This window comes from Psychrobacter sp. UBA6766, assembly GCF_002453355.1.
Lineage (GTDB): Bacteria > Pseudomonadota > Gammaproteobacteria > Pseudomonadales > Moraxellaceae > Psychrobacter.
Genome location: NZ_DKGQ01000009.1, coordinates 16,795 through 37,814, shown reverse-complemented (window position 1 = coordinate 37,814; position 21,020 = coordinate 16,795). Strand labels below are relative to the sequence as shown.

The window sequence follows — 21,020 nt, the reverse complement described above, 5'->3', positions numbered from 1 at the left end:
GGCTCAGGCTCAGGCTCAGGCTTCGGTTTCTCCATTAATGCTATTGGCGTACTATTGGTATCACCGAAAGGGTTATCTATATTGTTATCTTCAGCAGGGCTATTGCTTTCAACTAACAGAATATCTTCAGTAGGAGGTGGTTCGGATTTAGTCTCAACTACTGATTCAGCAACAGTTTTAGACGTATTATCGATATTAGTTGCCGACTCGCTTATCTCAACTGGTTCTTCAGAGGGAGAGACTGTCATTAGTGTACCAAATATAATCACAGACCCTAACAGAGTTAATTTACCTCTACTAAGTTTGGGAACTTTATTTATTAAAATACGCTTAATAGGCGGCAATAACAAAATACTCCCTATTATGAACACTAATCCCGTCAAAAATCCTTCAGAAGATATAGCTCCTAGTCCGGCTATGAGAAAAAGTATTCCAAAAAACCATGCAATCATCGTCAACATTATATTTTTGAGACTCATGTTATCACTCGATTAATTTTTACTGACTATAAACGATTATGGTTTACCTATCAATTGCCGGTATATACCTACATACATATTTTAAATTTTCTTGAAATATGTAAATCAACTTATTTTTTGAAGTCGTTAAAAGCATGCAAATTTTTGAGAGCAATAGTTCTGATCAAGGTGTGATTGATGCTATAGTTAATCCACTATAAAATAAGTACAGCGCTACTGAGATAAATTTTGCGCAGCCTCAGTCTGCGAAGGCACAGTAAGCAAAAGAAATTTGTTTCAGTCGCGCATGATAACAGGTGTGTCTTTTTCATTTAGGATGGACTATACATTGTCAGAAATAGTTCCTCATTATCTAATAAAAAAATGAATAGATCTTTTTTGGATTTATCTAACAGAAGCAGGAATAAAATCTATGAAAAATAAAGTAATGCCATTTTTAAGTTTAGTAAGTATTACAATGTTGATATCTAGTTGCCAAACTATGACTGATAGAGTAAATGATAAACCTATTGGTAAGGCAAATCCTGCAAGTGTCTATTGTATTGATCAAGGTGGACAATCTTTGATTAAAAAAGACAGCAAAGGGGCAGAAATAGGTTACTGTCGTTTACCAAATGGCACTATGGTTAATGAATGGGATTTCTATCGTCAAGGTAGAACTATCCAAACCTCTACGGATACTTCTATCCTAATTATTAGTTATAAACCAAATGAAAAGGACATGGCTTTGCAAGCTATTACTGCTCTAAATGGGAAAATAGTTTATGATTATAATAGCTTTAATAGTTTTGCTGCATCATTTGATACTAAAAATATTGATACAATCAAAGAAAAAATCGAACACAATCCTAGTGTTATAAGCGTGGAAAGAGACAATACTGTACACCTTACAACCAACTTATAATATAGATATCTACTTTTGAATTACAACGCCTTTACCTGCGCCGTCATCGCGGTGAGCTGCCCTTCTAGCTCAGCCAGTTTTGCTTTCTCATTATCGACCACTTCTACAGGTTCTTTACTGACGAAGCCTTCATTGCCTAGATTAAAAAACCGCTCATCATTAAGTCAAGAGCGGTTTTTGTTTAGCAGTAATTAATTTATCGATACTTCTATTTCTTTATCAAGCCTATATATTCCTGAGGCGACAGGCATACTCTTTTATAGTAATCATTAAAATCCACTTGCCAACAAATATTATCAAAAACTTAGAATTTAGGTCACACTGTGTGGGAGAGTTTTTTTATTTGTTAAGATTGTGATTTGTTATAACTAATCTAATAAGTTAAGCATTTGAAAATTTTGAATAGTTATCATTTAATATATCATTTCAGACGTTGGTGTAAGTGAATAAGAAATTATGAAACAGAAACAATACTGATTAAACATTGCCTTAAGTAGTATCTTAAATTAGATTAAATTTTATCAATTGGATTTTAAATGTATAGAGCAATAGATTATGCCTTAGAAGTGAATAAGCGAGACGGTGAACATGTTCTTATGAGCCTAACTTATATTTGTAAGAATGCAAGTGAAGATAATGGAATATTATTAGCTCGTACTCTTGAGTATTGGCGGAGAACTAACGCAAAAATCGCTATTACCTCGGCACTTGTAATTAACGACAGTTATTTCGTTCAAAATATTGAAGGATCAAGACCTGTAATTAATAAAGTTTTGGAAATTTTAATTAATCAATATACGAATTTCTCACTTCATGTTGTTGATGTAGAAGAAATAGAGGATCGTAGATGGAATGGTTTTTTAATCAAGTATTTAACGCCAAGTGTTCAAGATGAAGAATATATAAAGAAAAATTTTTCTTCAGGTTCTGAGTTTAATCCTTATCTAATGACAAAAAATCAAATTACAGGCTTGATTCAAGATATCTTTGAAGTACAGGAATCCAGCGAGTCTGAAAACGATAATATAAGCGAATAGTGAGTTATTAATTTTTTTAATAGATTTCTGAGACTACTAGACCGCTTTGGAAGGTAGCTACAATTTTTTGGAGATTCTCTCGTTACTATTTCTGTAGCATATATAAGTTAAAAATAATGATAAGTGTTAGTAGTCTTTATACAACCTTTTAATCACTTCGTCTTGCGTCATGCCAGCCTCGTTAAAGATAAATACCTCAATATCATTCATTGCAGCGCGTAATCTTTTTTGGCTGACTTGGATGTATTGTAGCGTCACATCGTCAGACGCTTTTGAGGTTCTATGATTCATCAACCGCTTAATGACTGATATGTTTAGGTTGAGAATATCACCAATAGTAGAGAATGTCCGACGTAGATCATGTGGTGTGATATGAATACCTGCAGCGTCACCAATGTTTTTGTACTACTTTGATATATCAGTCAGGTTCCCGTCGCACTCTTTTAGACGAGACGGGAATAACCACGGTTCATCCATCCGGTATTGGTATCGATGAGCAAGCATGGCGCACATTACCTTACCTAGTGGCACATGCAAAGTATCACCATTTTTAGTTTCATGAATTGTCATGGTACCGTGCTTTAAATCAATATAATCCCATCTTAGTGAATAGCCTTCGCTGGCACGTATGCCAGTGCACAAAAACAACAGCATGATGTCACGTGCATTATTACTATGTGGTTGCATAGTGTGAAAATCTTCACTCTTAAAATCTAACAGCACACGCACATAATTACCCATTGTGTCCTCACTGAGATATGTAGTGCGAGGCTTGACCGTGTTCCAAAGCTTCTTAGCTGTTAATATCTCAATAGGACTTGGCTTGATGATAGGGGATTCAGACTTGTCTAAAAAGCTTAGGCGTGAAAAATTCCACACCGCATTGAGTGCACGAAAAGTAGCATTGGCTTGTGAGGGGCTGAGCTTGGTTAACTCCAAGTGTTTTTCAGTCACATTGCTTTGCATGATCTCGTTCATCGATCTATCTAGCCACTCTGCCAGCTTACCTGGTATCTGCCGATTGTATGTGGCAATGGTTGATTGCTTGAGTCCGGGCTTATGAGAGATGTAATATTCATACGCCTCACCAAGCGTCGGCACAACCACGTCTTTCATATCATCATTAAATGGATCTTTGCCTTGCATTAAATCTGATATCAACGACATTGCTTGTTCTCGTGCATCCTGTAACGTCATGACCGAGCAATCACCAATCGACTTACGAATCATCTTGCCATTGATTCTTTTGCTAATCATATAACTTTTATTTGTCTTGTTGGTACGCACAGCAAAGCCATTCACCAATTCATCTTGGTAAATGTCTGCTTTCTCCGAGTATTCAAGCCCATCTATAAAGCGTTTGGTGAGTTTAACCCGTGCCATTTTAGTCTGCCTATTTCTTTGATTTACTTGGATATAATAGCCGATAAGCAAGGTTTTAAGAAGTGCCCACAAAGTGCCCATATGGATGTTTATCGTACACTAAGACAAGCCAACCAAAAATAGCAGACAATAAAAAACCCTTATAAACCGTGGTTTATAAGGGTTTAAATATGGTGGGCCCAGTAGGACTTGAACCTACGACCAAAGGATTATGAGTCCTCTGCTCTAACCAACTGAGCTATGGGCCCTAACGTTAGAGGCACAATGATACCTGATTTTTCTAGATTTTCAAGTAAAAGATAGGAACTAATCAAGATATTTTCACGTAGCGCTACCTTTTATCAAGCCTGACCGCCAGCCAAGGTCAGGCTGCGACCTCCATCAACAGCGATTATTTCACCCGTCACATAACTGGCTTGGGCAAGATAAAGTACACTATGGGCAATCTCAGCAGGATTGCCTATCCGCTGCATAGGGATAGTATCGATAATGCTTTTTTGTTGCTGCGGATCAAGCGCTTGGTCGCTATCTGTTTCAGGTAAGATATTCACGCCAGGAGCAACACCGTTGACGCGTACATCTGGCGCCATATCTAGCGCTAAAGATTGCACCATCATACGATGCGCCGCCTTTGCCATATTGTAAATGGCATAATTCTTAAAAGGTTTATTATGCGCATGGATATCAAGTAGGCTAATAATACAGCCTCGCTGCGACCGTAGATAAGGATATAACGCTTGGCTTATTAATAAGGGCGCTTTGGCATTGGTCAAAAACAACTCATCCCACTGAGCGTGATTAATACTGCCAAGGGGGCTCGGATAAAAGCGTGAAGCGTTATGTACTAAAACGTCAAGTTGTCCAAATGCTTGCATAATATTCTGAGTGAACTCATGTAACACCTCGCTATTGTCAACGACCGTCAAATCTGCCGGAACAACGACCGCACTATCAGGACGAGCATTATTTAGCGCATCGGCTAGGGCAATGGCTTCTTGCTTACTATGATGACAATGGACAATGACGCGGTAGCCTTGATCATGAGCCGCGCGAACAATAGCAGCGCCAATACGCTTAGCGCCACCCGTTACAAGCATCACTGGAGCAGGATTATTAATTGGCTGAGAAGGCTTGCTGGTTTGATTCATAATTAAACAGCATTTTCAGATGATATAGAAACTTTTGAAGCATTATTTTGCATTTGTAAATGCTCAATTCTGCGTTGACGTAATGCTTCGCCAATTGCTGGACCTTTAAGGTCTAGGGAAATATCATTCATGCCGACTGCATGAAAGCTATTCAGCGCGAGCATCATTTGACGGTGTTGTATGGCTAGCTGTAAGACATGGCTAATGACCAATAGCTGTGAGAGTTTATCGGGTGCCTTATGGGCGCCACAGGCTTGGATAAGGTCGATTCTCTCAGCGGCGCTAAGTTTATCTATGCTGCTAAGGTTTTCTGATTGCTGCACGAATAAAGTGGCAAACTGAGAATGCGCTTTTGGCACCTTTGCACTGTTTCCTATCCCATTAATACCTTTAACAGCATAGGTTATGTTATTGGAATTTAAATCTGTAGACTTTAGCGCAAATAAATCGGTATCTAAACTTGCCATTAATAACGCCCAGCGCTGCGATAAGTTTAATTGCATTTGACCGGCAAAATACAATGCCGTTTGTACAGCCTCTCTTATTTTGCCATTGTTCCAAGCATGATGTAAGGGCGCAAAACACTCTGTCAGCGCACCAAGCTCAAATAGCTGCTGCCAATATACCTGCGGTGACACTTGCATCATGGCTCGGCTCGATTCTTGCCAAATGCGCTCACTACTTAAATGTGCAAGCTCTCCTGAGGCCACCAATTCGCGCATTAATCGCAAAGTTTCATCAGCAATGCTAAAGCCCAGATCAAAATAACGTCCATAAAAGCGGGCGGTTCGTAGCACACGTAATGGGTCTTCACTAAAAGCGCTTGAGACATGACGCAAGGTTTTACTTTTAATGTCAGCTAGTCCACCGTAATAATCAATCACGTCGCCACTTATCAGCGTATCATCGGTCAAGCTTTTAACTTCAATGGCCATAGCATTGATGGTCAAATCGCGACGCTGCAAGTCTTCACGCAGCGTCACATCGGGACTCGCATGTACGCTAAAGCCTTGATAACCTAAACCTTGCTTACGCTCAGTACGTGCTAAGGCATATTCTTCACGGCTAACAGGATGTAAGAATACCGGAAAGTCTGCGCCCACTTGTTGAAAGCCTGCATCCAACATATCTACAACCGTGGCGCCAACGACAACAAAGTCCTTGTCTTTGATAGGACGCCCTAATAATTGGTCACGGACGGCGCCGCCAACGAGATATACTTGCATAAAAGTCTCTTTGTCATTATTTAGTATTTATGAGATGGCTTTGCCAAAAAAAACCAGTCAACGCTCATGAGCATTGACTGGTTTTAGTATAGCAGACGGCTTCTATAAATAAATGATAGAAGACGGTCTTAGTATTATGGTTTTATGTTTTAGGCTACTGCTGCTCACTTTCTAAGTCTTGAGCTTCAGTAACTGCAAGCGCTGTCATATTCACCACACGGCGCGCCGTTGCAGAAGGAGTTAGGATGTGAACAGGTTTACTTGCACCTAGCAAGATAGGTCCAATAGATGCACTACCAGTCGCTGTTTTTAACAGGTTGAAAGCAATATTTGCTGAATCAAGCGTTGGCAAGATAAGCAAGTTTGCTGACCCTTTTAAGTTGCTCGATGGTAAGTCATTGGCACGAATATGCTCATCAAGGGCAGCATCGCCTTGCATCTCACCGTCGAAGTCAAAGTCGACATTCATTTCTGTCAGTAGCTCATACACCTTACGCATTTTTACCGCACTTTCGCGGTCTGAGGTACCAAAATTTGAATGCGAAACCAAGGCCACACGCGGCGTAATGTTAAAGCGGCATAATTGTTCAGCAGCTAAAACCGTCATTTCTGCCAATTGCTCAGCAGTTGGGTCTTCATGATTATAAGTGTCGGCAATAAAGATATTACGATCTTGCATAAGAACAGCATTCATGGCATAAAAATCGCTGACCCCTTCTTTTTTGTCGATAACTCTGCTGACGTATTTTAAATGGAGATGATAGTAGCTGAATGTGCCACAAATCATCCCATCAGCGTCACCATTTTCAACCAGTAGGGCACCGATTAAAGAAGTTTTGCGGCGGACATCTCGGCGCGCAAGCTCGATACTGACGCCATTACGTTTGTTTTTCTCGTAGTAGCCCTGCCAGTAGTCCTTATAACGTGGATCATCGTCTTGATTAACAATGGTGATATTCTCGCCATCTTTTAGGCGTAGCGCTAACTTTTCAATGTTCTTTTCGATAATGGCAGGACGACCAACCAAGATCGGATGCGCCAACTGCTCGTCGACGACCACTTGTACCGCAAGTAAGACGTTGCGGTCTTCACCTTCACAGTAAACAATACGCTTAGGATCGGCTTTGGCACGCGCAAAGATAGGCTTCATGACAAACGCTGAGTTATAAACAAACTCAGACAAGCGTTGACGATAGGCTTTCATATCTGAGATAGGCAAGGTGGCCACACCCGAATCCATCGCTGCTTTGGCAACCGCAGAGGCGATTTCGATGATTAGGTTTGGCTCAAGAGGGCCTGGGATAAGGTAATCACGGCCAAAGCTTGGCGTGCTCTCAACGTTTTTCACATTGTTCATCGGCGTCGCTTCAACATGCGCCATAGCCGCGATTGCTTTTACGCAAGCGATTTTCATCTCTTCGTTAACGGTGGTTGCGCCAACATCAAGCGCACCCCGGAAGATATACGGGAAGCACAGCGCATTGTTTACTTGGTTTGGATAATCGGAGCGACCCGTTGCCATGATGACGTCTGGGCGTACGGCGTGCGCCAATTCTGGCATGATTTCAGGCGTTGGGTTGGCAAGAGCAAAAACGATAGGGTCTTTTGCCATTCGGCGAACCATATCTTCGGTCAATGTGCCAGGCATAGATAGGCCTAGGAACATATCGACATCGTCCATCACTTCTTCGATGGTAGATGCTGTGGTGTCACGGGCATAGCGCTGCTTGGTTTCATCAAGATTTTCACGGCTGGTGGTAATAATTCCGCGTGAATCTGATACCAAGATGTTATTTTTATCAACACCAAGCGCACAAATGATATCTAAGCAAGAAATAGCCGCTGCGCCCGCGCCCGAACAGACCACTTTAATCTCTTCGATTTTTTTACCAGTGATAAGTAGCGCGTTTAGCATTGCCGCTGCAACAATGATTGACGTACCATGTTGGTCATCGTGGAATACCGGAATATTCATACGTTCACGCAATTCACGCTCGATTTTGAAACATTCAGGGGCTTTGATATCTTCTAAGTTAATTCCGCCAAAGGTAGGCTCAAGAGAGGCAACGGCTTCGATAAATTTGTCTGGGTCGTTTTGGGCAATTTCAATATCAAAAACATCGATACCAGCGAACTTTTTAAATAGAACCCCTTTACCTTCCATCACAGGCTTCGATGCCAATGGTCCAATATTTCCTAAGCCAAGGACAGCAGTACCGTTAGTGATCACACCGACCAAGTTGCTACGAGCGGTATATTTAGCTGCTAACGCTGGATCTCTTTGAATTTCAAGACACGGTATCGCAACTCCTGGCGAATAGGCAAGTGCCAAATCACGCTGGTTGGCCAATTGCTTAATAGGCGTAACTGAGATTTTACCGGGGCGTGGGAACTCATGGTAATGCAAGGCAGCTTGTTCAAACTGCTCTTTTTCCGTAGTAGGGGTGTCCGTATTCAAAGTGATATCGTCATTCATAATAATTGCCATGGTTGGAATAATTGGAATAAAGTAAATGGTGATAAAAACTAACGTCTACGCCTCAAAATCATAAAATACGAGAAAGAGGGCACATTTATACTAAAAAGGTCGTGATGGGCGACTAGACATCAGCGTAAAAACAGCAATCTTGCAAGAAACATTATTCTAGCACTATTGGCATTTCACTGCCTAGTCAACTCAGCCCAATTGCGAGAATGATATAATAAAATGATATCCATTATTTCGCTGGTTGATAATGGCAAAAAATGCGACTCAATATCAACTCATAATTGCATTATGTTTCAAAATATTACATAAGACTGAATCATTAAGAGGAGCAACTAATCGGCATTTGCGGCGCATGGGGAGCAGGAGGTGTGGTATCAAGCTCAGTGGCGATGTCTTGGACGTTGTAAGGGTTAGTAAGTAAGTCAAAGACCCGATTTAATTCATCAAATTGACCTTGTTCCGCCGCTGTGATAACGCGCTGCGCCATACTATTACGTAATATATAAACCGGATTATTGGTGCGCATTTCATCAAGAGATTGTTCACGAGCTAACGGCTGTAATTGCGCCAAATAACGCCTTGACCACTCTTGCCAAACTTGTTTCGCCTCGTTATTAAACTCAGTAGTCATTATTGTGAGCAGCTGCTCTTCATACGGATGCTCGTTTGGCGCTACTAATCCTAATAATGCGCGGAAACTATTGGTATAGTCGAGTAAATTATCTTCTAACAAACTTAACCAGTCAAAAGCCAGACTCAAACTCTCTTTGGTATGCGGTAATCCTAGTTTACGGCACAATCCCTGCTGATAATGCTGCATAAAGGTGGCTTCGTACGGTGCCAGGCAATCAGCCAAGGTGTCGCGCGTCACACCGTCCAAGCGCATAAAGTGGGGTAGCCAAATATTGAGGTTCCAATGCCCAATAGCAGGCTGGTTTTGATACGCATAACGTCCAGTATGGTCAGAGTGATTGTTAATCCAAGCAGGATTGAAACGCTCCATAAATCCAAACGGCCCAAAGTCTAGCGTACTGCCCGTTATCGATAAATTATCTGTATTCATCACCCCATGGGCAAAGCCAATCAGTTGCCAATCGGCAATCATGCGCGCGGTACGCTCAACCACTGCTTGTAAAAATGCTAAGACTGGCGTTTCGCTATTGCGGCACTCTGGATAGTAAGTATCAATCATATAATCGGTAAATTCGCCAAGCAAGTCGGGCGCATAGCTAGCAATCCACTCAACATGACCAAGGCGAATGTGACTGTCAGCGACGCGCATTAAGGCCGCTCCAGTTTCGATGCGCTCACGACGAACTTTGGTATCAGAAACTACAAATCCCAAGGCATTAGACGAAGGAATGCCAAGCTGCGTTAGCGCATGACCACATAAATACTCGCGGATGGTACTGCGTAACACCGCACGCCCATCCCCCATTCGTGAGTAAGGCGTCAGACCGATACCTTTGAGATGCAAATCTTGCAATTTATTGTTATTGTCCAACACTTGCGCCATGAGTAAGCCGCGACCATCTCCTAATTGTCCCGCCCATTGCCCAAACTGATGACCAGCATACGCCATCGATAAGGGTTGAAATTCAGCTGGTACGTACTGACCACCTAATATTTCCACCCAACGCGCCATCAAGTCTTCATCCTCAAGCCAGCCCAACTGCTGGGCAACTTGCCTATTAAAATGACCGGCGCGAGGATTGTCGAGTGGCGTCGGCTGCTGCTCATGATAGAGGCGAGTGTCTAATGTGACGTAAGAATTTTGATAGCGCATAGGTGCCATTCCAATATTGGTTTATATATTTTTCATATAGAAATTTAGGGATAAAAAATAGACGATGACGTTTATAAACCTACTATATCATAGCCTTAATAATACCGCGCTTCACTCTGTCCATCTCTTGTAATTGACGCAAAAATAATAAGCGCGCAAAAATAATAAGTACGCCAATAAGTAGCGCCAAAATCGTTGCCGAAAAAAAACCCTCTATCTTTGCAGATAGAGGGCAGGAGAGACGTACAATAGGAAAGTTAGATAACGTATTTGCTTTAGCTTAGGCAGCTTTTGGACTTTGACCGATAGAGCGGAACGCAGTTTTTAGATTGCTATTATGTGCCAATATTTTTTGCTCAACCATGGCATAGTCATGTTTTAGCATCTCTTCAACTTCATGCAAGCGATCGGCAAACTCTGTCTTTTTAAGCTCGATGGTTTTGGCTTTCAATGCTTGCCATTCTTCGACGGTTTGTGTAAAGGCTTCGTATTCAAACTTGATACGATCTTGGAAGCTCTTCATCGCATGAGGAATATCAAGACCACCTAAGGTTGCATTATCAATCTGCTGCTGGGCTTTTTTGAACTGCATTTGCACTTCAGCATGCTTAATTGTGGTGTCGTCAACGGTACGCAAGTCACTCGTTAGACCAAGTTTAGATAAGCCAACAATTAACCATTTAGTTGGATCATATTGCCACCATTTTACGCCATTACGATAGTCATATTGGAAGAAATGATGATAGTTATGATAGCCTTCGCCCCACGTAAAGATAGCAAGGAAAAAGTTATCACGTGCGCTATTGGTATCAGTATAAGGACGCGTACCAAACATGTGGCATAGCGAGTTGATGAAGAACGTAAAGTGATGGGTCAGTACCAAACGCAGTAGGCCTGCCAATACTAAGGTACCCCAAACGTCACCAACCAACCAACCAACAGCTGCAACCATGGCGACGTTGGTAGCTAACACCCATAAACCATAGTATTTATGCTGAATCTGTAGCACTTTATCTTTGGTTAAATCAGGAATATTTTTATAATCAAACTTACCACTAGGATAATTACGTAACATCCAACCAATATGGCTGAACCAAAAGCCACGCTGTGCTGAATAAGGATCTTCCATGCGGTCATCAACATGACGGTGATGCGTACGGTGGCCTGAGACCCAGTCAAAAGCAGAGCCTTGAACGGCAAGGGTTGAGCCAAGTAATAAAAAGTTTTTTACCAAAGGATGCGCTTTATAGGCACGATGCGACAGTAGGCGATGGTAGCCTGCAGTAATACTAATTCCGGTCCATACCATAAAAGCACCAAATACACCCCAAACTGGTGCACTGACCTGATGGGTCAATAAGTACCATGGCGTAATGACAGCAGCAGCAATCGGCGTTGCAATTAAAAAAATCGCTGGAACCAAGTTGATTGGCGATTTTTGAAATTCAAGCTCAAGAGGATCAATACCCTCGTAGTTGACGACTGCATTCGCATCTTTATAGCCGCTGGTCGTAGCGAATTGCGTATCGGCAGCCTCATCAGTTTTGCTTTTGCTAGTATCAAGCCACGTCTTCACGCGCAGTGCTTGAGTGCCAGCATGCTGTATAAGCGTATCACCAGACTTCATAGCGAAACGCAAGCCCTTAAGTGGTAAGCCTATTACTTTTTTAGCAATCATGTAATATTCCTAATGATATTAATTTCAGCCTCCATATTACCCTAAAAGAAAGATAAAGTGAACAGTTATGCACTAGAAAAATATTGCTAAATAACAATAACTTGTATGAATTATGGAATAGATCGGCTCAAATAACTCCTAACTTATCAGCAGTTAAGGAGAAATGTAAGTAAAAAGATAAATGTGTAGGTCATCAGAATATTTAGATGACTATTCAGATAATTAATTAGGTGGCTTTTTAAATAAAATGCTAAGCAATTTTTTTGAAGAATAAGTAAAAGCTAGGTGAGAATTTCACTTACTTAACGCGTGAGGAGGTGAGTTGGATAATCGGTGATAATGACGTCGACTTGCCAAGCTATGAGCTGTTTAATTATCTCGCTATCATTGACAGTCCAGGCGCTCACAGGCAAGTGATAGCGATGACAGTGGGCGATAACCGCTTGATCAAGCAGCGGGTAGTGAATACCCAACTGGACACAGCCAAGTTGCAGGGCAGTATGCGGCGCCGTTATCAAGGTCTCAGGCGTACGAATCAGTAAACCGCGCGGCAGATGTTTTAAGGTTTGATTGCGTTGCAGCCGTGCATGTAGCTCAACATCAAAGCTGGTCAGCGCTATTGGTAGGCGAGCAAGCGGACTGTCAATCAAGTCGCGCGTTAACGCTTTAATCAATTTACTATAATCCGTGCGCTCGTGCGTTTTAATCTCAAGCTCAATATAACTAAAGCCTTCTAATACAGATGCTATATAGGCTAACGGCGTAATCGCGTGACCGGATTGTAAATGGCGCCCAATCTCAGCAAGACTTAACTGGTCAACGCACGATTGCTGAGCGCACAAGCGTTGTAAATTATCATCGTGAAAAACCACCAAATGCCCATCTGCACTTAACTGAACATCAAATTCAACCCCTACTAAACCAGCGGTTTGTAGTTTTTGGGCAAGTTTAAAACCCGCTAAGGTATTTTCTAACGCTTCACCACGCGCGCCGCGATGCCCCAATAAAAGTGTGTTTTTAAGATTTATCATTATAAGTAACTGTCAATTATTTTTACCATCATCATATCGTTTCTGCAAAACTGGGTCTAATACAATTTCTACTTACTCTACTTCTAAACATTCTTTACTTACGGAATATTTATCCATTAGCTAAGGCAAGTTAAAATTGGCCAAGTTAAAAGCTTCTGCCGTTTTTTACCTCTGTATTTGTAGCGTTTTTGCAACCAAAGCGAGGTTTTGTGTCCAATGTTAGACGTTATTTGTATATCAATAGGCTACACTGATGACCATTTAAAACAAACACCGTATAATGATGTGGTTTTCAAAACTTGCACGATAACGGTTACAATTTGAACGTGATGGTGTGAGTGTAAGGCTTTGAATGTCAAACACTGTCCGTCAGTGGCGGTACGAATCTGGAAATTGGAGCAAAAAAAAGATGAGCGTAGCAAATAAGAGTTTGAGCAAGTGGTATAAAGTTGCTGGTATTGGTATCGCATGCAGTTTGGTGCTTGCTGGCTGTGACCGCTCAGAAAAAGAAGACACGACGGAAACTGTAGAGCCAACCGAAGAAACTGCCGCTAATGAAAACGCTATTACGCCTGCGGTGAGCTGTGATGATCCAATGGTACAAGATCGCCTCAAATCAGCCTTAAAAAATACGCTCAATCAACAAGCACAAACACTAGCGACAAGTTACGCGAACGATGCCGAGATTGGTTTAAATGGTGGCGTTATCACTGGTAAAACCAATGGCATCGTCATCGATGTGCAAAATGCTGCGGTGTTACAAGCTACGAACGATAACGGCATGACCACGTGTCAAGCGAGCGTCAGCATGACCTTGCCAAGTGAAGACTTATATCAAGCCAGCCAACTGCAAGCGGCTAACAATCAGCCGAGCTTACAATCACGTTTGGCCAACGACAATATCCGCATTAACAATAACATGCTCGTCGATGATGCCTTCACGTATGTAGTCGGCACTCAAGGCGGTCAAGTACGAACACGTATTGCCGGGCAGCCCGCATTGATTAACGTGGTATCAGAAGTAGTAGCAAGCTCAGTCTTTCAATCGGCGTTAGAAGAGCAGAATGCTAAGCGCGCAGCCCAACAATCGGAACGCCGCCGTCAAGCAGCAGAAAACGATAGCGAAAATCAAACGCGTCAGTCAAGACCAGTAGCACCCGTAACTCCTGTGCGCCCGGCTGAACCTGCTACGCCGCCCACTGTGAATCAAAACAGTCAAAGCAGTAATCAAAGTAGCAATCAAAGTAGCAATAACCAAACTACCGAAGCACCTAGCAGTTCTGCATCGGCACCGGTGACTCCAGCCACGCCTAAATCAGTACCTAAAGATGACAGTATCGATATGGTGATTATCGAAGACGACAGTGCGACATATTAATCCCTAAAGCTCGATTTTTTAATACAAAAACGCCCGCAAACTATAATTTTAACTTATAGCTTACGGGCGTTTTTTTATACTGTATTAACTGAGTCAGTTAACCGTTATCAGCGAATTTTTGTAATACTTGACTGTCCCACAGCACTTCAGAAACTTGCTCAGGGTCGGTGCAAAAACGTGCAGCGACGAATAGCCAGTCAGACAAGCGATTGATAAAGGTCACCGCTGTTGGACGGATTGCTTGTGGGCGTTGCTGTTGCAATAGCACTGCTTGGCGTTCAGCACGGCGACAGACCGTACGTGCCACATGCAGTTGACTGACCAGCACTGAGCCTGTCGGTAAGATAAAGTCTTTCAGCGCTGGCAAGGTGCTATTCATTACGTCAATCTGCTGCTCTAACCAATCGACATGAGTGGCACTAACGCCTTCATATTCTGGCATAGCAAGCTCGCCACCAATATTAAATAGCAAGTGCTGAATAATCACTAATGCTTGGGCGAAATCGGCGTTTTTAGTCGCGTCAGTTGTCATTTGCGACAGTTGCGCCCTTACGAGGCCGATGTGTGAGTTAAGCTCATCGACATCACCCATGACGCTAAATAGATGGTCCGCTTTACTCACGCGGCTGCCATCTGCCATACCTGTAGTACCGTCATCTCCAGTACGTGTATATATTTTGCTTAAACGATTGCCCATATTTGCATCCTTAACGGTCAGTGTTTTTTGTCATTGTGAGTCTTACTTTTGCGCTCATTGTAGTATTTTACGAGCATTTTCGCTAAGATAATGGGTTAAATTTTATATTGCTGTTTCCCTTAGCATAATAATCACGTTAAATACATTTATAAATAGGCGTGTTTATGGTTTAAGTGGGCAGTATTAATAGGTTCGTTTCATTCTTATATTTTTTATCAAAAGGCTTTTTTACTATGACCACAACCCTTGCAGACGCGATGTCTCAGCTTGCCATTTATGACTCACTCAACGGACGCAAGCAGGTATTTAAGCCGCTGGTTGCAGGCAAAGTCGGCATGTATGTGTGCGGAATGACGGTCTATGATTATTGCCATATCGGTCATGCGCGAATGATGGTCGCTTTTGATATGGTGGTACGCTGGCTGACGCAATTGGGCTATAACGTCAATTATGTACGGAATATCACCGACATTGATGACAAAATTATTACCCGCGCAGCCGAAAACGGCGAAGAGATTGGCGCATTAACGCAGCGTTTTATCACAGCGATGCACGAAGATTTCGCAGCACTTGGCTGCTTAGCGCCGGATGCCGAGCCACGTGCGACCGATTATATCGACGAGATGCAGCAGATGATTGGTAATTTGGTCAGCAATGATTACGCCTATGCTGGCGATAATGGCGATGTCTATTATGCAGTCGATAGCTTTCCAGATTATGGTAAATTATCCAAGCGTAACTTGGATGATATGCAGGCGGGCTCACGCGTTGAAGTCGAAAATGACAAGCGCAATCCGTTTGACTTTGTGCTTTGGAAAGCGGCAAAACCTAGTGAGCCACAATGGTCATCGCCCTGGGGTCAAGGGCGTCCAGGTTGGCATATCGAGTGCTCAGCGATGTCAACCAAATGCCTTGGCGATACCTTTGATATTCATGGCGGTGGTCATGATTTACAGTTTCCGCATCATGAAAATGAGATAGCTCAGTCGGAAGCGGCGACAGGCTGCGAGTACGCACGTAATTGGATGCATGTTGGCTTTATTAATGTCGATGGCGAAAAGATGTCCAAATCTTTAGGTAACTTTGCTACCATTCGTGATGTCATCAAGCATTTCCATCCAGAAACCGTGCGCTTTTTCCTATTATCAAGTCACTATCGCAGCCAAGTCAACTTCTCAGACAAAGCGTTAGATGAAGCGCATAATAGCCTAAGCAGACTTTACCAGGCTTTAAAAGCAGCCGAGCAGCAAAAAGGACAAGCACTCGTCGTTGACGATGAGTTAATCAAAACCGCTTATGACAGCGAGGCGGGACAAGATTTTATCAAAGCCATGAACGATGATTTTAATAGCTCAACGGCAATTAGCGTACTGTTTGGGCTAGCGCGTGATATCAATAAAGCTATCAAAGCAGAAAACGCAGACTCTGCATGGCAATTGGCACAGCAGCTAAAAGCTTTGGCACAGACATTAAATATATTGCAGCTGCCCGTACAGCAGTTTTTACAAGCGGTTGTAGGTGAGGCACAAGAGGGCGGTTTAACCGATGCTGCTATTGATGGACTAATTATCGAACGTGCGGATGCTAAATCTAATAAAAACTTTGCTCGTGCTGACGAGATACGTGAGCAGTTAAAAGAGGCGGGGATTGAGCTTGAAGACAGCCGTACGGGAACAACTTGGCGCCGCGCTTAGATCGTAGATTTTTTATAAGCAATTGTATCAATTAACATTTTACCCATAAATTAAGTCAGCTTCACGCTGGCTTTTTTTTGTTCCGTGCATTAGCTTAAACGTATATGCAAATTCAATATTCCGTCAAGAACTTTATCGTATGAAACATTCACCTCAGTCTTTAATTGTCAAAAACATCCAAACGCCGAGCACGGGCGATACTGACGACGCTGATTTTTTTCGCTTTGAGAACTCGAACGGTATTATGACTAGTAATGGATGGTTTATAAAGCATTTAAGCGTTCGACAACTTATGCTTAGCGTGCTCATTATTGTATCGAGTAGTATTTGTCTATCCGCTCAAGCCGCTAGTAGTGATCATGCGGCGGATAAAGCCGCTGATAAACAGGCAATTGCTAATCGAGGCAATCCAAAAGAACAAGCTGATGCCGCACCAGAGAATCTCGTCGATTATGCAGAACAAAAAATCGATAAGCTTAAAAGACAGGATCTTAGCCTCTCTACCATTGCAGAAGAAGTGATTAGTCCGCTTGAGAAAACCACGGTAGAGCAAGCAGGGGTGCTGCAAGGAGATTCTGGGCTGACTGGGGATTATAATGAGGGCTACTATGCTTTAAATAAGCTGAATGCAGGCTTGCCGCCATTATCTGAACCACCAAACTTATCAACACCGCTAGCCACTTTAGAGTTTTTTCAGTCAGCGGTCATGAAGCAGCAGTTCGACTTGGCAGCTTATGCGCTCAATATGAACTTGATCGATGAAAAGTTACAGCCTAGTCGAGCGATGGAGCTTACCAAACAACTTGATTTTTTATTGATGGAAAAAAAGCTGTATGTATTTGATAAACTGCCCGATCGTCCTGATGGCTTGATTGAACCGCCGCTTGGTAGCAGTAACAGTATCCAAGGCATTCCAAGGCGTTCAATTCAGCTAGGCTACATCGTTTATCGTGATCGCCGTGTGCCGATACATCTTGAGCGTGTTCGCATTGATGACAGTGCGCCATTTTGGGTGTTTTCGGCGCAGACGGTCGCGAATATCGATAAACTATACGAGCAGTATCATCCCGCTAAGTTTGAACGTTATTTGCCCGGTTGGACCAAACTAAAGATTTTTGGTATTGCCATTTGGGAGTTTTTAGCTTTATTCCTGTTCTTTTCTTTTACCATGGGTGTTGGTTGGTTATTAAGTAAAGCAGCCGGAAAACTGCTGAACTGGTATGTTTTAGATAAAGAAGGCAACCGCCTCAGCACTATTCATCATAATGGTGTGGAAGACTTGATCAGTAAGCTAACCGTGCCTTTAACTTTTACCATCAGTTTTTCCTCTGTTTACACCCTGGTGTCGGGCGGCTTTCCTTACTTGGATGCGCTTGCCTCATCGACACGCCCAATTATTTGGATCGGTTTGGTGTTTAGCACCATGTGGCTTGGCACTCGGGCGATTAATTTTTTTGCCAACCGTTATAAAGATTTGCAAATAGAAAACTTAGGCGATGAGCAGTTTGATAAAGGGCGTCGTCGCCGCACCTATGTATCTATCTTTCGTCGCATCTTTATTTTTGTGATGATTTTGGGCGGTATTTGGGTAGGACTGAGCGAATTTACCAATATTGATGGTTTGGGAAAGACGTTACTGACCTCGGCAGGTATTGCTGGGGCAGTCATCGGTATTGCCGCGCAGCCTATCTTAGGTAACATCATCGCAGGAATGCAGGTTGCAATCACGCAGCCTGTGCGTATCGGCGATACGGTAGTGATAGAGGAAGAGTGGTGTACGATTGAGGATTTGGGTTATACCTATGCGGTGCTAAAAGTATGGGATGAGCGCCGCTTGATTGTACCTATGCGTCATTTTGTCACTGAGATTATAGAAAACTGGTCGCATACCGAGTCGCATCAAATCTCAGTGATTTATTTGTATGTCGATTATGGCGTAGACATCGATGCGATACGGCAAAAATACATTGAACTGGTAAAAAAGAGTGAGCTTTGGGACAGTGATACCGAGCCTGAAATGTACACGGTAGCGGTAACTGAAACCACCATCAAACTACGCTGTAGTCAAGCATCTGATAGCCCAGTTAATGCTTGGTTGCTCGAGTGTGAAGTGCGTGAGAAAATGCTAAGCTATTTATCTAGGGAGCAAAAGGACTATTTACCGGTAGAACGTTTGCTAGTAAAAGCAGATGAAAGTTCAAACAGGTAAAAGTTAAAAAAACGGTGTTATCTTGGTAAAATAAGCTGACAAATATGTTATGCGAACGCTTGCTTTATTTGTTATAATATGGCGTTATTTTTAAGGGATAATTCAGTTATTAAGCGTCGTGTAATCAGATTTTAAGATGTTTAGAGGCGCTGTATTGGCAACTCTACTTCTTCGATCATTTTATTACCGATGATAAATAGATAACGTGCTGAGCGAATAGTAGTATTTAGGATTTGTTCCTCATGGTTTTTTCACAATCTAAAGGCTTTATTTTAGTCTGCATATTAACTTGCTGATTTTGACAAAACGTTCATTTATCGACTTGATACTGCATTGCCCACCCATCAAAATAACCACCACTAGGGGTCTGTATGTTGCGAATTGTCGATGAAGCCTTAACTTTTGATGACGTTTTATTATTGCCAGCTTATTCTGAAATCCTACCAAAAGCTGCTGATTTAACGACCCGCCTAACCAAAAGTATCACGTTAAACTTACCCATGATTTCTGCTGCGATGGATACCGTCACTGAGTCTGATATGGCCATTACTATGGCACAGCTTGGTGGACTGGGTATATTACATAAAAGCATGGATATTGATAAGCAGGCCATGCAGGTGCGCCGCGTCAAAAAATTCGAAGCGGGGACGGTGGTTGACCCTATTACGGTTCATCCAGAGATGACCATTGGTGAGTTATTAAGATTGACTCAAGATAATAATATTTCGGGTGTGCCTGTGGTTGAAAAGGGCACTGATAAAGTCATTGGTATCGTCACTCATCGTGATTGGCGTTTTGAGACCAATTTGTCATTGCCCGTCAGTCATATCATGACGCCAAAAGATCAGCTGGTCACCGTAAAAGAAGGCGAAAGCAACGAAAATATCAAAAAACTTCTTCATGAGCATCGTATCGAAAAAGTAATTGTGATTAATGATGATTTTCGTTTACGTGGTCTGATTACGGTCAATGATTTCTCTAAAGCAGAAAATAACCCCAATGCTTGTAAAGATGATCAGGGTCGCCTGCGCGTTGGCGCGGCTGTCGGCACTGGCGCTGATACCCAAGCACGTGTCGAAGCTTTGATTGCCGCCGATGTCGATATCATTGTTGTTGATACCGCTCATGGTCACTCAAAAGGCGTGATTGATAAAGTGTCTTGGATTAAAAAGCACTTTCCAAACGTTCAGGTTATCGGCGGTAATATCGCTACTGGTGATGCTGCTAAAGCATTACGTGATGCTGGTGCAGATGCGGTAAAAGTAGGTATCGGTCCAGGATCTATCTGTACTACTCGTATTATCGCGGGTGTCGGTATGCCACAAATCTCGGCAATCGATAGTGTCGCAAGCGCGCTACAAGACAGTATTCCACTGATTGCTGATGGCGGTATCCGTTATTCAGGCGATATGGCAAAAGCCATTGCTGCAGGTGCGTCATGCATCATGGTTGGCTCATTGATGGCGGGTACCGAAGAAGCGCCGGGTGAGGTTGAGCTATTCCAAGGTCGCTACTATAAAGCCTATCGCGGTATGGGTAGCTTGGGTGCAATGTCAGGCCAAAATGGTTCGTCAGATCGCTATTTCCAAGACGCCAAAGATGGGGTAGAAAAACTGGTACCAGAAGGTATTGAAGGCCGTGTACCTTATAAAGGTCCAGTTTCTGGCATTGTCAATCAGATGATGGGTGGCCTACGTTCATCAATGGGTTATACCGGTTGTGCGACTATTGAAGAGATGCGCACTAAGCCGCAGTTTGTCAAAGTGACTTCAGCGGGAATGAAAGAATCTCATGTCCATGATGTGCAGATTACCAAAGAAGCACCTAACTATCGCGTTGATTAATCATTTTTTAACGCTAGTTATATGTAGGTTGTCGGCTC

General features: G+C 42.6%; 16 protein-coding genes, 1 tRNA gene and 1 pseudogene. 6 read left to right on the top strand and 12 right to left on the bottom strand.

The features are described 5' to 3' along the window. A partial coding sequence (locus B4K26_RS02510) for a hypothetical protein (RefSeq protein ID WP_296243329.1) occupies positions 1–248 on the bottom strand: 248 nt, incomplete at its 3' end. Positions 249–891: 643 nt separating this feature from the next. Here B4K26_RS02510 and B4K26_RS02505 point away from each other — a divergent pair. Beyond that, entirely contained in the window at positions 892–1,383 is a 492-nt protein-coding gene (locus B4K26_RS02505) for a DUF333 domain-containing protein (protein WP_296243327.1), read from the top strand. 20 nt (positions 1,384–1,403) lie between these two features. On the opposite strand, the pseudogene B4K26_RS12840 reads toward B4K26_RS02505, so the two are convergent. Further along, positions 1,404–1,511: pseudogene (locus B4K26_RS12840) on the bottom strand (hypothetical protein); the annotation flags it as partial. Positions 1,512–1,919: 408 nt separating this feature from the next. Between B4K26_RS12840 and B4K26_RS02500 the strand changes: the two are divergent. Continuing rightward, positions 1,920–2,420 (top strand): BLUF domain-containing protein, encoded by a 501-nt coding sequence (locus B4K26_RS02500; RefSeq protein WP_296243325.1) that lies wholly within the window; start codon positions 1,920–1,922, stop codon positions 2,418–2,420. Positions 2,421–2,546: 126 nt separating this feature from the next. Here B4K26_RS02500 and B4K26_RS02495 read toward each other — a convergent pair whose 3' ends face one another. From B4K26_RS02495 to B4K26_RS02455, 9 genes are all read right to left on the bottom strand, one after another. Further along, complete coding sequence (locus B4K26_RS02495; protein WP_296243324.1) at positions 2,547–2,711, bottom strand: hypothetical protein; 165 nt, start codon at positions 2,709–2,711, stop codon at positions 2,547–2,549. Positions 2,712–2,825: 114 nt separating this feature from the next. Further along, entirely contained in the window at positions 2,826–3,884 is a 1,059-nt protein-coding gene (locus B4K26_RS02490) for an integrase family protein (RefSeq protein WP_296243323.1), read from the bottom strand. Between the two features lie 90 nt (positions 3,885–3,974). Beyond that, a tRNA-Ile gene (locus B4K26_RS02485) sits at positions 3,975–4,051 on the bottom strand. Between the two features lie 93 nt (positions 4,052–4,144). After that, complete coding sequence (locus B4K26_RS02480; RefSeq protein ID WP_296243322.1) at positions 4,145–4,951, bottom strand: pteridine reductase; 807 nt, start codon at positions 4,949–4,951, stop codon at positions 4,145–4,147. A gap of 2 nt (positions 4,952–4,953) precedes the next feature. After that, positions 4,954–6,177 carry a tRNA nucleotidyltransferase gene (locus B4K26_RS02475; RefSeq protein WP_296243321.1) on the bottom strand — a complete coding sequence of 408 codons (1,224 nt, stop codon included), beginning with the start codon at positions 6,175–6,177 and terminating at the stop codon, positions 4,954–4,956. Positions 6,178–6,331: 154 nt separating this feature from the next. After that, the gene (locus tag B4K26_RS02470; RefSeq protein ID WP_296243319.1) at positions 6,332–8,653 is read right to left on the bottom strand and encodes an NADP-dependent malic enzyme; all 2,322 of its coding nucleotides are present in this window, start codon (positions 8,651–8,653) and stop codon (positions 6,332–6,334) included. Between the two features lie 331 nt (positions 8,654–8,984). Further along, positions 8,985–10,451: a protein adenylyltransferase SelO gene (locus tag B4K26_RS02465; RefSeq protein ID WP_296243318.1), complete on the bottom strand. Its 1,467-nt coding sequence runs from the start codon at positions 10,449–10,451 to the stop codon at positions 8,985–8,987. A gap of 280 nt (positions 10,452–10,731) precedes the next feature. Further along, positions 10,732–12,129 carry an acyl-CoA desaturase gene (locus B4K26_RS02460; RefSeq protein WP_296243317.1) on the bottom strand — a complete coding sequence of 466 codons (1,398 nt, stop codon included), beginning with the start codon at positions 12,127–12,129 and terminating at the stop codon, positions 10,732–10,734. 302 nt (positions 12,130–12,431) lie between these two features. Next, positions 12,432–13,160 (bottom strand): glycerophosphodiester phosphodiesterase, encoded by a 729-nt coding sequence (locus tag B4K26_RS02455; protein WP_296243316.1) that lies wholly within the window; start codon positions 13,158–13,160, stop codon positions 12,432–12,434. A 352-nt stretch (positions 13,161–13,512) separates the two neighbouring features. Here B4K26_RS02455 and B4K26_RS02450 point away from each other — a divergent pair, with 352 nt between their 5' ends. Continuing rightward, positions 13,513–14,538 carry a hypothetical protein gene (locus B4K26_RS02450; protein ID WP_296243314.1) on the top strand — a complete coding sequence of 342 codons (1,026 nt, stop codon included), beginning with the start codon at positions 13,513–13,515 and terminating at the stop codon, positions 14,536–14,538. 97 nt (positions 14,539–14,635) lie between these two features. Here the strand turns inward: B4K26_RS02450 and B4K26_RS02445 are convergent, their stop codons facing one another. Continuing rightward, complete coding sequence (locus B4K26_RS02445; RefSeq protein ID WP_296243313.1) at positions 14,636–15,235, bottom strand: cob(I)yrinic acid a,c-diamide adenosyltransferase; 600 nt, start codon at positions 15,233–15,235, stop codon at positions 14,636–14,638. Positions 15,236–15,468: 233 nt separating this feature from the next. Between B4K26_RS02445 and cysS the strand changes: the two genes are divergently transcribed. From cysS to guaB, 3 genes are all read left to right on the top strand, one after another. Next, positions 15,469–16,929 carry a cysteine--tRNA ligase gene (cysS, locus tag B4K26_RS02440; RefSeq protein ID WP_296243312.1) on the top strand — a complete coding sequence of 487 codons (1,461 nt, stop codon included), beginning with the start codon at positions 15,469–15,471 and terminating at the stop codon, positions 16,927–16,929. 139 nt (positions 16,930–17,068) lie between these two features. After that, a complete protein-coding gene (locus tag B4K26_RS02435) occupies positions 17,069–19,138 on the top strand; it encodes a mechanosensitive ion channel family protein (protein WP_296243311.1) in 2,070 nt (689 codons plus the stop codon). A 371-nt stretch (positions 19,139–19,509) separates the two neighbouring features. Then, positions 19,510–20,982: an IMP dehydrogenase gene (gene guaB / locus B4K26_RS02430; RefSeq protein ID WP_296243310.1), complete on the top strand. Its 1,473-nt coding sequence runs from the start codon at positions 19,510–19,512 to the stop codon at positions 20,980–20,982. The last annotated feature ends 38 nt before the right edge of the window (positions 20,983–21,020 follow it).

Excerpts from the sequence above, each read along its gene's own strand:
- B4K26_RS02505 (WP_296243327.1), top strand. The coding sequence starts at position 892 with ATGAAAAATAAAGTAATGCCATTTTTAAGTTTAGTAAGTATTACAATG.
- B4K26_RS02500 (WP_296243325.1), top strand. The coding sequence starts at position 1,920 with ATGTATAGAGCAATAGATTATGCCTTAGAAGTGAATAAGCGAGACGGT.
- B4K26_RS02495 (WP_296243324.1), bottom strand. The coding sequence starts at position 2,711 with ATGAATCATAGAACCTCAAAAGCGTCTGACGATGTGACGCTACAATAC.
- B4K26_RS02490 (WP_296243323.1), bottom strand. The coding sequence starts at position 3,884 with ATGGGCACTTTGTGGGCACTTCTTAAAACCTTGCTTATCGGCTATTAT.
- B4K26_RS02480 (WP_296243322.1), bottom strand. The coding sequence starts at position 4,951 with ATGAATCAAACCAGCAAGCCTTCTCAGCCAATTAATAATCCTGCTCCA.
- B4K26_RS02475 (WP_296243321.1), bottom strand. The coding sequence starts at position 6,177 with ATGCAAGTATATCTCGTTGGCGGCGCCGTCCGTGACCAATTATTAGGG.
- B4K26_RS02470 (WP_296243319.1), bottom strand. The coding sequence starts at position 8,653 with ATGAATGACGATATCACTTTGAATACGGACACCCCTACTACGGAAAAA.
- B4K26_RS02465 (WP_296243318.1), bottom strand. The coding sequence starts at position 10,451 with ATGCGCTATCAAAATTCTTACGTCACATTAGACACTCGCCTCTATCAT.
- B4K26_RS02460 (WP_296243317.1), bottom strand. The coding sequence starts at position 12,129 with ATGATTGCTAAAAAAGTAATAGGCTTACCACTTAAGGGCTTGCGTTTC.
- B4K26_RS02455 (WP_296243316.1), bottom strand. The coding sequence starts at position 13,160 with ATGATAAATCTTAAAAACACACTTTTATTGGGGCATCGCGGCGCGCGT.
- B4K26_RS02450 (WP_296243314.1), top strand. The coding sequence starts at position 13,513 with ATGTCAAACACTGTCCGTCAGTGGCGGTACGAATCTGGAAATTGGAGC.
- B4K26_RS02445 (WP_296243313.1), bottom strand. The coding sequence starts at position 15,235 with ATGGGCAATCGTTTAAGCAAAATATATACACGTACTGGAGATGACGGT.
- cysS (WP_296243312.1), top strand. The coding sequence starts at position 15,469 with ATGACCACAACCCTTGCAGACGCGATGTCTCAGCTTGCCATTTATGAC.
- B4K26_RS02435 (WP_296243311.1), top strand. The coding sequence starts at position 17,069 with ATGAAACATTCACCTCAGTCTTTAATTGTCAAAAACATCCAAACGCCG.
- guaB (WP_296243310.1), top strand. The coding sequence starts at position 19,510 with ATGTTGCGAATTGTCGATGAAGCCTTAACTTTTGATGACGTTTTATTA.